This is a genomic window from Microcoleus sp. Pol12B4, assembly GCF_036701385.1.
Taxonomy (GTDB): Bacteria; Cyanobacteriota; Cyanobacteriia; order Cyanobacteriales; family Microcoleaceae; genus Microcoleus.
This window is the reverse complement of record NZ_JAUBQR010000220.1, coordinates 1-11,244: the sequence shown is the minus strand read 5'-3', so window position 1 is coordinate 11,244 and position 11,244 is coordinate 1. Positions and strand designations below refer to the sequence as shown.

Below are 11,244 nucleotides of genomic sequence, written 5' to 3'. Positions count from 1 at the left end.
TATAGCTCAGTTGGTTAGAGCAGGTGACTCTTAATCTCAAGGTCGAAGGTTCAAGTCCTTCTACTCCCATCCCAAATCCTGAACCTGAATTTATCGAAACTCATGTTGAGTGTCAAATTATTTGTCCGCGTTGACAGATTGCTGTCCGTTTAACAAATTATTTGTCACTAATAACAGATTGCTGTCCCTTTGACTGTACAGTAACAAACTATTTGTTACTGTACACGAGTGCACTCAACTGCTGTAGGGGTTCGATGCGTCGGGGTGTTTGCGTTGTCGGATTTTTAAGGCCGATCGACCGATCAGCTCATCCGATCGATAAAAGTGCGATCGCCCAAGCTATTTTTAAACTGAATAACAACAGGAAATGGTGATTAGCTATGATGGCAAATCTCTCGGCGCGCTGCTATGCGGGTGATCGCGATTTAGATGCGATCGCCCATTTAATCAATACTTGCGAAGAAGTCGATCGGCTGGATCAAGGCACTTCAATCTCCGAATTACAACAAGAATTTAACGAACCTTCCCTAGATGTAGCGCGCGATATCTGCCTTTGGGAAGATGCGGAGGGAAAATTAATCGGTTTTGCTCAGTTGTCGGTTTCTGAACCGGGGGAAGTCATCGACGGTTGGCTGTCGTTTCGGGTCCGCCCCGACGCGCGAGCGGGCGACGTGGAAGCCGCGACAGTGGCTTGGGGCGAAACGCGGATGCGCGAGGTGGCATCATGGCGGGGCGCGCCCGTGAAGCTGCGATCTTGGGCTCGCGCTGAGGATTGCGATCGCATTTCTGTGCTCGCAAGTTGCGGTTTCAGGGCCGATCGCTATTTTTTCCGCATGGCGCGATCGCTCTGTGAACCAATCCCAGAACCGCAATTTCCCGAAGGTTTCTTGCTGCGTCAAGTCTCCTGCGAACAGGATGCGGAAGCTTGGGTAGAAATGTTCAACCAGTCGTTTATCGACCACTGGAACCACCACGATTTTACAGTAGAGAAATCCAATTACTATTCAACTCTACCCAATTACAGAAACGATCTAGATTCGATCGCTGTTGCAGCAGACGGCACTTTTGCCGCTTTTTGCTACTGCGAAATTAACCCCGATGAAAACGATCGCACCGGCAGAAACGAAGGCTGGATTGGTGTTCTCGGTACGCGGCGCGGCTTCCGCAAAATTGGATTGGGACGAGCAATGTTGCTGGCTGGTTTGCATCGACTCAAAGCTGCCGGTGTCGAGACTGCTATTCTCGGCGTCGATGCTGAAAATTCCTGCGGTGCGCTGCGGCTTTACGAATCAGTAGGCTTTCACAATATTCGCAATAGCATTTCTTATGTTAAGGATATTTAATTGATAGGGACTTACTCACATCTTGCACCATTCTCACAAACAGGCAAGATGCCTGTTCCACAAGAAAATTCACTCTTTGTGGAACAGGCATCTTGCCTATTCATAAAAAGCTTATTGAGAATGGTGCAACATCTCAGGACTTACGCACTCCGACCCAACAAACCCGGTTTTTTACCGGATATGTGGGTAGCAACGAAATATTTTCCTTCCTGAAAAAACCAGGTTTCTCGCCACTGGTGTAAGTTTTATCTAAAAAACTTTTGCTACCCCCTTGACACCTGCGTAGTATAAATGTAGTATATAAACATGGAAAGCGCAGGACAAGCAAAAACCTGTATTTTTCGTGCAAATTCTGAACCTTGACAACTAAATATTGCTCAAAATTTCAACGAACATCAATTTGAAAGTCTTGTAATATAGACTCGATGGTCATGTTGTTACTTTATACGAGACTGTTCGGTTACAAACTGACTCGGGGCGAGTCAGATGTTGTACGAAATCAGTCTAATTTTAACGAATTTCATGCGGATTCAGAACAGACAAGTTCAGCCAGATTTCAATCAACCAAAAAGGCTGAGGAAATCCGCAAAATTAAACAAGCTTATCATTTAGAACGGCGCTTCTTTCAGTAAAGATTATCAGATTTCGTGAATCTTTACCGATACTGGCAATTTGCTAAGTCTCACAAAAAGCCAAAGTCGAGAGCAGATAAGCTACTAATCCAAAATCCAAAATTGCTCTAGGAGGTATCGGTAATGGTTCACATTCGTTTTGAAGGACGTTCCTATGACGTGGCAGAAAACCAACTGGGTATCACGGCAGGAATGAGCGACAAGGCTATTAAGGAACGTCTGGCAAATCATTTTGATGTCAAGGGCGAGCGCTTCGAGTCTTACGTTCTGGATCGCCGTCCCAGCGGCGATTTAATTGTCCGCCCAGAAGCCGTTTACGGGTAGAAATTCACTTAAAGCACGTATTAGGCAGCGCACCCTAACAAAAGAAGCTTACAAACTGGATACGTTCGACTTAAAATCGAATCGTAGGTTCAATTCCTACTTGCCGCGAGGCTAAAGCTTCTCTGACTTGTGCGCTGCCTTTTATAGCTAAATTTTTTATATCTATCCGGCGCTTAAAAGTTCCACTTCGCGCCCCAACAAAGGAAGCCTACATACTAGCTCATTGGTAGAGCATTTCTCTTAAAAAGAAACGGTCGCGGGTTCAACTCCTGCGTATGTGCCAACGGCTTTCTTGACTTGCGCGAAGTGACTTTTTAGGCGCTATAAGCTCTTGTTTTTAATTCAGGATAATAATTAAGTAATCCTGTTTGTATTGAAGACTTCCGTCCTCAAGAATAAATTGGGTATTAGCCATGAGAAAAAGACTGGCAATTTACCGATCGCCCAAGGAGATAGACAGTCTGATTCATGCCTTCCAAGAAGGCAACCTGTCGCGAAGTCAATGGACGCACGAAGCACATTTAACCGTTGCCCTGTGGTATCTGTGTTATGACTCGGAGCAAGAAGCGATAAATGCGATTCGCAATGGCATTAAACGTTACAACTCGGCTCAAGGAATTGAAACCACAAAAAACAGCGGGTATCACGAAACACTAACGCTGTTTTGGGTGCGAACTATTCGCGGGTATCTCGCCGATGAAAGCCAAAATCGATCGATGGTACATCTGGCTAACGGTTTGATTGCAAAATATGCCGATCGCACTTTACCCTTTCGCTATTACACGCGCGATCGGTTGATGTCTTGGGAAGCTTGAATTAACTGGGTTGAACCCGATTTGATCTCCCTTGAACTAGAAACAGTTTCCCTCAAATAATTTTCAATAGCAGTTATTGCCGCGCCCTAATCGCGAGAGCTTACATACAGGCCCTATTTAGGTTTACCAAAAAAAGCTCCCCAAACTTGCGCGGTGATTTTTTAAATTCACTCGCTAGCGTGCAACAACTGCCAACCGCCGATTTTGAATGTTTCTCAAATCCAAAATCTTAAAGGGAGGTAGCACCGATGAATATGAATGCAGCAGAACGCGATTTACGTGTGGAAATGCTCAACACTCTGCTCACCACTCCTCACCGTCAACTGGAAAAGGTGGCAGAAATTCACAAGTTAATTATCGAATTAGACCCAATATTTTACGGTCATTTAGCAGTCTGGTATCAACGTCACGGCGACGTGCGCGATCACAAGGAAGTTTTTGCCGGCAATTTGCTGACTTCGGCGCTGACGGAACACCGAGATGCCGGTTTTATGATGCTGCAAGAGTTCCCTCCCTACGAGGTTTCGCGGATTGTGGACTTTATGAAGCAGCATCAAAATAAGGTGCCTCGGAGTGCGCGCACTGCTGTCACTCGCTATCTGAAATCGCGGGAAAAGAATCCGCAGTTTTTCGATCGCGCCGCCATCCGCAACCGCAAGGCGATGAAGCATTTGTACGCAACGCTGCACGTCAAGCCGAGCGATCGCGCTAATGCTATCCTGTTTAAAGACAATCCGCCGGAAGACTCTCTGGCATTCGTTTTGAAGCAGTTAGCAAAGGCGGCGACACCTGCGGAACAGGCGAATTTGATTGTTGAGTACAAGATTCCGTATACGATCGCAGTTGGTGCGATCAGACAGCTAACGCCAACAGTTTTGGCCGCGCTGATTAACTCGATGTCGCCGCAGGAAGTCATCAACAATTTGAAATCGATTCAGTCGCGCGGCGCGATGGATCACGCGGAAGTCAAGCAGTTGATTGACTCGAAGCTGGATGAAGCGGCAAAGTGCGATCGGGTTTCTGCTTACAAAGCGAGTGTTGCGGGTGCGGGCGCGAACTTCGACACAGCAACGGCGGCGAAGCTGGAAGCAGTGACAAACGAACAGGTGAAAAAGCGCGGCAAGATTGCGAAAGCAACTGGTTTGTTGATTGACAAGTCGGGTTCGATGGAAAGTGCGATCGAAATCGGTAAGCGTCTAGCTGCCTTGATTTCCGGCATTTCCGACGCTGCACTGTTCGTTTATGCCTTTGACACGATGCCGTATCCTGTGCAAGCAAACAGCAGCGAATTGACAGACTGGGAAGGCGCTTTCAAGCACATTCGGGCTGGCGGCGGCACAAGTTGCGGTTGCGCGGTGGAAGCAATGCGGATTAAAAAGCAGGTAGTCGATCAATTCATTATCGTAACAGATGAAGGCGAAAACTCTTCACCTTACTTCGTGGATGCTTACCCGAATTACTGCCGCAGTTTGGGGGTAATTCCTGATGTTCTGATTGTGCGAGTTGGTGATTGGTGCGAAGATGTTGAGAAGCACTTAAAGGACAAACAAGTATCGGTGGAAACCTTTACGTTTTCGGGTGATTACTACTCCTTACCGAATTTAGTGCCGATGTTGAGCCGTCCTTCGCGACTGGAATTGTTGATGGAAATTCTGGATACGTCGCTGCCTGTGAGGGATGATAAGTGATATAATTGGGTATGGCTCGTGAGTTAAGCTCGCGGGCAATGCTCACTTTATGGGATAGCTACGGTGCCATACCTCAAAGCAAAACATCTATCAACCCAAGGTAAAAGGTTGAATGATAGGGTAAAAACTGCTAATCGCAAGTTAATTTATATTGGTGGTGAAATCAGGTTTCAATCCGAGATGGATTTGGAAGATTATATAGATGAGAAATTTGATGAAATCTTTCCCTCGCTAATTAAAATCAAAAGACAGCATACTGTAAAAATGCAGCGATGCGATTTATTGTGCTGTACCAAATCCGCCAATCAGCCGATAATTATTGAGTTGAAAAATGAAGAAGATCGAGGATTAGTTTCGTAGCTAACTCGTTATCGTAAAGCTATTCTCACCAATAAATGCTTTGAGGATAAAATTGACTATTCATTGCCAGTGAAAATGATAGCGGTCGCACCGAGTTTTCACGATGATAATTACACAGACAAAGAAGCTTCAAAATTTGAAGAAGATTTTTGTTTTTGGGAATTTGCTGTACAAAATTATCATAATTCAGGTCAATTTAAACTATTAAGTCAAATTTATGAAATTTCTTACCCTGTATTTGGGTTGCCAGAAATCTCTCATAATTTAGATCTTAGCAGTTTACCTCCTTTTACTTGCAATTTTGTAGGTAGGCTCCCACCAGACTATCATACAGATTTTCTGAAGTTGCGAACTTTGCTTTTGTCTCAGCCAAAAGTAAAAGAAATGGTTAGTACCACTTACAGAAAAATATTGTATGGAACTGGGGATGGAGTGAATCACAAAAAAGTGGCAGAAATAACTAACACTACTAACGGAATCTTTTTATTTCTTTGGTTGCCAACAGCCGTCAATAAAAATATCAAAACACCGATAACTCGATTTGGATGTGTTTTGAAAAAAGTAGGCAACCCTTTTTCTTCAAATTCTTCTATAGAATGGGTTGTTTGTACCAAAGATACTATCAACTTAAAAGAGCAACCTCAACCTAATACATTTTCAGGAATGACTAGGCATGGAATGTTAAAATGGTGTAAACCTAATATGTACTTGACGCAAGCTGCACTAGGTTATAATCATAATACTTTTTTCTTACTTTTGTATCTCCTTAAAGGAATTACTCCACCTATTGATAGCACTACTAGGGAATGGTGGGAAATTTACCAAAAGGAGACAGACTTTAATTTAGGATGGTTTATAGATTTAGCTATCCAAACCTGGAATTATCGCGTCAAGTAGAACTTTTATATATGGAGACATTCAGCAGCAAACGGAAAACAGCCCGCAATCCTTCAGGTGTTAGTATTGTAAATTATTCTCTAGTTTGAGCGATAATTTCTTGTAATTCTGGATTAGCGATGGATGACACTAACTGGGAATCCGCACCAGCCAAAGCCGCGCGCAACTTTTCCGAAGTGAGTGTGGGATATTTTTCTAACACCTGCTGTTCCGTCCATCCCGCAGCAAAGAGTCCGAGCAAAAATTCTACAGACAATCGAGTTTCTGGCGCTGCTGGTTGATTTGTTGAAGCTTTCGGGTTTGGATGAAGGAGGTTTCGCCAGTCCATTGTTTTACTTAAACGATTGGGGAAGATTCCGCCGATTATACTGCATTTGGACACAGTAGAAACACGGGCCTCGTTGACTGAATTTGTAACAGTGCCACCGCAGGTCATACCATTTTAGATTTTAGATTTTAGATTTTAGATTGGGAATCACTGATGAAATAAGGATTTGAAGCTGGGCTAGAGTCAGATTTTTATTGAACTGGTGTTATTTCCCGATTTTGCGATTAAATTGTTATTACGATCGCAGTACAGCACTTTCTTATAGACTAGAGTAATGGGGTAGCGACGGGGCGATCGCCCTTTTTCCTTTTGTCCGTTTCAATACCAAACCGCGTTAGCGAAGCCCTCGAAGAGGATCGCACTCAATCTCAACCCACTGTCTAACGGACTGTGCAACCCACAATACAACTACTTTAACTTCTTAAAACTATGGGAAAAAAGTCGAAAGCCAAAAAATCCCAGGTCAAAAAATCCAGTTTGCTCTGCCAGCGACTCCAAGAAGCTCTCGATCGAGGCAGCAAAGTTTGGATTAAAACAAATAATAGCAGTTTCGGCGGCATCCCGATTAATTTGTTCGGGGAGTTTGCGGAACTTTTGGTGATAGTTCCCCCTAACGAACAGGCGGAAAATATCGATGCTTACGGACAAGTTACGTGGCTGATTCGACTCTCTGATATTATTGCACTTGCTTACCCTACTGAATACTGGTCTAAAGATAGATTAGAAAGTTTGCTGCCACCTGATGCAGTTACTTCCGAAGTAGGAGATTAACTCTAAGGTGCACATTGTGCACCCTACTTATAGCCGATTTGTATTCTGTAAGGTGCGCCCAGCGCACCTTAAAGTTACTATTATCTAAACTATTTTACCAGCTCTAATCTACACTGCTCCGACCAGTTTTTATCACTTTAATTAGTTGTTGCAAGCTGAAAGCTGGACTTTACAGTTGCCACCATCTAGTTCACTGCAACCGGCGAGAGCTTGAGCTTCTGCTGCGGCTTTATCCTCACCCCAGCCCGCACCGGCTCCTCCTTTGCCTACTGCGATCGCTCCACAATTATTACTATTAGATGTCAGGGGTTCGCAGTCGTTCGCACCTCCGCTTTGTTCATTGCAGACGGCTACTGCTGCATTTAGTGCTTCTTTCTCTGTAGCATGATCCCAACTAATACCAGTAGCGTCAGAAGTCGGAGAATAAGCAGTAGCTCCATAGCTGTCTTGAGCTTTAGCTACCTGGACTGAGCCGAAAAGAGGAAGTGTCAAAGCTGTGACTACAACCCACTTATAAAAGAGATTTTGCAGCATATTTACTTAAGATATTTACAAGGTTAATTTGCGAGGTTCGCTCAATATTAGATTAGAAGATTAATTCCTGTCAATAGTGTTAAGTAATCTTTATATTTTCTTAAATTAAAAGTGTCTTCTGTAACAAAAAGTAAGATAACGGAGGTAAATTCAGTGCCAGATATCCGCCAAATCCTCAGCCAACTCGCTGCCCAAGAATCGCACCTACTCGATACCCAATTCCTGGCTCCTGGCGTGCCCGGGGGAAGCGTACGCATAAGAGTTAGCTCAATGATTTATACTTTTCTACCGCAGCCACGCAACTTTGAAGGATGGGCTATTTTTGCGCCAGTAAATGAAAAAATAGCGGCGGTAATTGAGGAGCCGAGTTTGCCGCAAGTGGCCGAGTATTTGCAACTCCTCCTCCCCGTTCGCTTGCACTTGGCTTACGTGCTGCAAGGGCAAACGTGGCTGGCTTATCCTGTTAACGAATCTGATGCTAAACAGCGCACGGGTGTTGCGAAACCGGTACCGGTGCATTTAGTAACAGAAGGTTCGCATTTTGAGCCGATTGTTGCGCGCTGGGACGGTCATTGTTTGTGGTTTGAAGAGATTGACAGGCGCGCCGATCCGCTGCCCTCTGAGAAGTTGAAAGCAGCTTTAAAAAAGTTGATTTTGCCTCAAGAAGTTCGCTTTAAAGGGATGACGCCGGAAATGCGAACTGTTTACGAATTGGTGTCCCGAAATATTAAAGATTTCGATCCGAAAGTGCGGGAAGAAAAGCGCTTGCAGCGGGCGTTGAAAATGGGCGGCGGTGAATTGCGGGATTTTTTCGATCGCGAAAATTATTGGCTGGTTGAATGGACTAGCGGAACGGGAGAAAACCACACTTCTGCGATCGCCAAAAATGACTTGACAGTTATGAGTGCGGGGATTTGTCTCAGCGGATTGGACAAAGACTTCGACTTGCATTCATTGGTTGGAGTCGTCGAAAATCGTTAATTCTTGATTACCATGAGTATATTTTTTCACGAACAACTTTACAGAAGTGCCGCAGTGATGTCGCAGATCAAAAATTTTCCGGTAACGGTGTGCGGGGTGGGCGCTTTAGGTGCGAATATTACAGAAAGTCTGGCGCGATCGGGCTTTTGTCAGTTAAAAGTCATCGATCGCGATCGCATTGAGGAACGCAACCTTTCCACTCAACCCTATTATCGATCGGACATCGGCGCATTCAAAGCCAAAATTCTCGCCAACAACCTCTATCGCGCTTTGGGAGTCAGCATTGACGCGCACTCAAAAGAATTGACGCCCGCAAATGCCGATCGGCTGCTGGCAAACAGCGCCACAGTCATCGATACTTTTGATAACAGTGTCGGGCGGCAAGCAGTCAAGGATTACTGTGCAAGTGTCTCCCTTCCCTGCGTACACGTCGGATTAGCTGCCGATTACTCCGAAATAATTTGGAACCAACACTATCGGGTTCCTTCAGCGGCGAATGATGACGTTTGCGATTACCCACTGGCGCGAAACTTGGTAATCCTGACAGTTGCAGTTGCCTGCGAAGTAATTGTTACCTTTGCTGCTACCAAAGAGCAACAAAATTTAACTTGCACGATCGGAGATTTTGCAGTAAAGCCACTTATATTGTAGAATGTCGGTTGACTGTTGCCAGAAACCCGGTGAATCGAGATAGGATGCCCCCATCCTAGAAACCCGGTTTCTCACCCTCAAACAATCGTCCAACTTGCAAAAAACGCTTGAAAAATTAACAGGGAAAGTATGGCCGGATCACAGACTTTTTATTATTTACTAGCAGTTCTCGCCCTATTAGTTTTGACGGGCACAAGTAGAGCAAACTATGCAGCCAGCTCCGCAGTTTGCTACACTGATGATTGCCATCGACCAGCAGTGAGGCACCATAAAAGGATTTTAAAATGCGGATCGAAAGGGCACGATGTGAAGAAACTGCAAAAGTTGTTGAACGCGCGGGGCTTGTCCCCACACCCGATCGTAATTGATGGCGTTTTCGGTCCGACAACCGAAAATGCAGTGAAAAGATTTCAGCGACAAGCGGATATTCCTGTAGACGGAGTTGTGGGAGGCAAAACTTGGGACAGACTGTTTGCTAGTTCGTAAATTTAAGCACCGGATCACAAAAGTTCCTAAGTCATCATTGCTAATCATTAATCGCTGCGGTTTGTAGTTGCACAGATAGCACGTTTTGTGCAACTACAGAAACAGAAGCTTTAATCAACAATCAATCGCATACTAGATTGCTAATGAATGAAGTTTTAGATTTTTGGTTTGGTCGATCGCACTCTCCAGAGTTTGGCAAAGTCCAAAAGAAATGGTTTGAAAAAAATGCGGATTTTGATGCAGAAGTGCGATCGCGCTTTATGCAGCAATACGAACTCGCCGCCTCCGGTCAACTTGACTCATGGCAAGATTCCCCCCAAAACTGCCTAGCATTAATTTTACTGCTCGATCAATTTCCGCGTAATATGTTTCGGGGAACGCCCCAAGCATTCGCCACAGACAGCAAAGCTTTAGCCACCGCCGAATACGCTGTTAATAATAAATTCGATCGCGAATTGCTAACTGTACAAAAATTATTTGTTTATCTCCCTTTTCAACACAGCGAAAACTTAGAAAACCAGCAAAAATCTGTCAAACTATTTCGCCAACTCAGCGGTGAACCTGAAAGCGATTCACTCATTGAATACGCGCAGCAGCATTTGGAAATAATCCAGCGTTTTGGGAGATTTACCCACCGCAATGAAATTCTCGGTCGCGAAACAACCCCCGAAGAAGCAGAGTTTCTGAGACAACCCGGTTCTGGATTTTAAAGCGCGATCGCAAAATGTCGATCGTTCTGATATATTCGAGACTTGTAGAGGGAGTTTTAGGCTGCAATCAGAACCAACAGCAGACCATCTCTCTACAAAAGCCGCCCCAACCCAGCGAATCTCAAATTGAATAGTGAAATTAGAAAAGAAGATCCATTGTGGATTCAACAAAAAGTAGACGCTGGCGAAGAATTTATTAATCCCCCCATCGTCACCCGCGATACTGCACTCGATAAATCCGGTTGTTCGCTTCCTCAGTAAACAGCAAACTCCCGTCCGGTAAAACCAGCAAACCAACCGGCCTCCCCCAAGTTTTCGGGCCCGATGGATCTGTGAGAAAACCAGTCAGAAAATCCTCATAATAACCTTGAGGGCGTCCGTTCGCCGCATTAAAAGGTACAAAGACGATTTTATAACCAGTTCCAGCGTTGCGATTCCAACTGCCGCGAAACGCCACAAATGCCCCGTTTAGAAATCTTTTGGGAAACGTTTTGCCGTCGTAAAACTGAAGCCCCAAAGCGGCCGAGTGCGCCTGAAACAGCACGTCCGGCATTAGTGTTTTAGCCACTAAATCAGGTCGATCGCTATTGCCATTTCTGGCGTGGCGCGGGTCGAGCAAATTCGGCTTAAAATAAGCGTAAGGCCAGCCGTAAAACTCGCCTTGACGAATTCTTGTCAAGTAATCCGGCACCAAATCATCTCCCAAACCGTCGCGTTCGTTGAC

General features: G+C 44.9%; 14 protein-coding genes and 1 tRNA gene. 12 read left to right on the top strand and 3 right to left on the bottom strand.

Annotated features, from left to right (window positions below):
- Positions 1-380: 380 nt before the first annotated feature.
- From QUA38_RS23695 to QUA38_RS23665, 7 genes are all read left to right on the top strand, one after another.
- On the top strand, positions 381-1,343 hold the full coding sequence (locus tag QUA38_RS23695) for a GNAT family N-acetyltransferase (RefSeq protein WP_333166200.1): 963 nt from the start codon (positions 381-383) through the stop codon (positions 1,341-1,343).
- 755 nt (positions 1,344-2,098) lie between these two features.
- Entirely contained in the window at positions 2,099-2,299 is a 201-nt protein-coding gene (locus QUA38_RS23690) for a hypothetical protein (protein WP_333166196.1), read from the top strand.
- Between the two features lie 210 nt (positions 2,300-2,509).
- Positions 2,510-2,582, top strand: a tRNA-Leu gene (locus QUA38_RS23685).
- A gap of 130 nt (positions 2,583-2,712) precedes the next feature.
- The gene (locus tag QUA38_RS23680) at positions 2,713-3,114 is read left to right on the top strand and encodes a hypothetical protein (protein ID WP_333166195.1); all 402 of its coding nucleotides are present in this window, start codon (positions 2,713-2,715) and stop codon (positions 3,112-3,114) included.
- Between the two features lie 248 nt (positions 3,115-3,362).
- Positions 3,363-4,802 carry a hypothetical protein gene (locus tag QUA38_RS23675; protein WP_333166192.1) on the top strand — a complete coding sequence of 480 codons (1,440 nt, stop codon included), beginning with the start codon at positions 3,363-3,365 and terminating at the stop codon, positions 4,800-4,802.
- A gap of 63 nt (positions 4,803-4,865) precedes the next feature.
- Complete coding sequence (locus QUA38_RS23670; RefSeq protein WP_333166190.1) at positions 4,866-5,162, top strand: hypothetical protein; 297 nt, start codon at positions 4,866-4,868, stop codon at positions 5,160-5,162.
- Positions 5,163-5,237: 75 nt separating this feature from the next.
- The gene (locus QUA38_RS23665; RefSeq protein WP_333166187.1) at positions 5,238-6,059 is read left to right on the top strand and encodes a hypothetical protein; all 822 of its coding nucleotides are present in this window, start codon (positions 5,238-5,240) and stop codon (positions 6,057-6,059) included.
- Between the two features lie 73 nt (positions 6,060-6,132).
- Here the strand turns inward: QUA38_RS23665 and QUA38_RS23660 are convergent, their stop codons facing one another.
- Entirely contained in the window at positions 6,133-6,387 is a 255-nt protein-coding gene (locus QUA38_RS23660; protein WP_333166185.1) for a DUF433 domain-containing protein, read from the bottom strand.
- A gap of 429 nt (positions 6,388-6,816) precedes the next feature.
- Between QUA38_RS23660 and QUA38_RS23655 the strand changes: the two genes are divergently transcribed.
- A complete protein-coding gene (locus tag QUA38_RS23655) occupies positions 6,817-7,158 on the top strand; it encodes a hypothetical protein (protein ID WP_015174354.1) in 342 nt (113 codons plus the stop codon).
- A gap of 141 nt (positions 7,159-7,299) precedes the next feature.
- On the opposite strand, the gene QUA38_RS23650 is transcribed toward QUA38_RS23655, so the two are convergent.
- Positions 7,300-7,692 (bottom strand): DUF4189 domain-containing protein, encoded by a 393-nt coding sequence (locus tag QUA38_RS23650; RefSeq protein ID WP_333166183.1) that lies wholly within the window; start codon positions 7,690-7,692, stop codon positions 7,300-7,302.
- A 153-nt stretch (positions 7,693-7,845) separates the two neighbouring features.
- Between QUA38_RS23650 and QUA38_RS23645 the strand changes: the two genes are divergently transcribed.
- The 4 genes from QUA38_RS23645 (at position 7,846) to QUA38_RS23630 (ending at position 10,520) form a co-directional block, all read left to right on the top strand.
- A complete protein-coding gene (locus tag QUA38_RS23645; protein WP_333166181.1) occupies positions 7,846-8,673 on the top strand; it encodes a hypothetical protein in 828 nt (275 codons plus the stop codon).
- A gap of 12 nt (positions 8,674-8,685) precedes the next feature.
- Positions 8,686-9,324: a ThiF family adenylyltransferase gene (locus QUA38_RS23640; RefSeq protein WP_333166178.1), complete on the top strand. Its 639-nt coding sequence runs from the start codon at positions 8,686-8,688 to the stop codon at positions 9,322-9,324.
- A 306-nt stretch (positions 9,325-9,630) separates the two neighbouring features.
- Complete coding sequence (locus QUA38_RS23635; RefSeq protein WP_333119761.1) at positions 9,631-9,810, top strand: peptidoglycan-binding domain-containing protein; 180 nt, start codon at positions 9,631-9,633, stop codon at positions 9,808-9,810.
- Between the two features lie 143 nt (positions 9,811-9,953).
- Entirely contained in the window at positions 9,954-10,520 is a 567-nt protein-coding gene (locus QUA38_RS23630) for a DUF924 family protein (RefSeq protein ID WP_333166176.1), read from the top strand.
- Positions 10,521-10,731: 211 nt separating this feature from the next.
- Here QUA38_RS23630 and QUA38_RS23625 read toward each other — a convergent pair.
- The coding region (locus tag QUA38_RS23625) for a PQQ-dependent sugar dehydrogenase (protein ID WP_445305094.1) at positions 10,732-11,244 on the bottom strand (513 nt) is incomplete at its 5' end.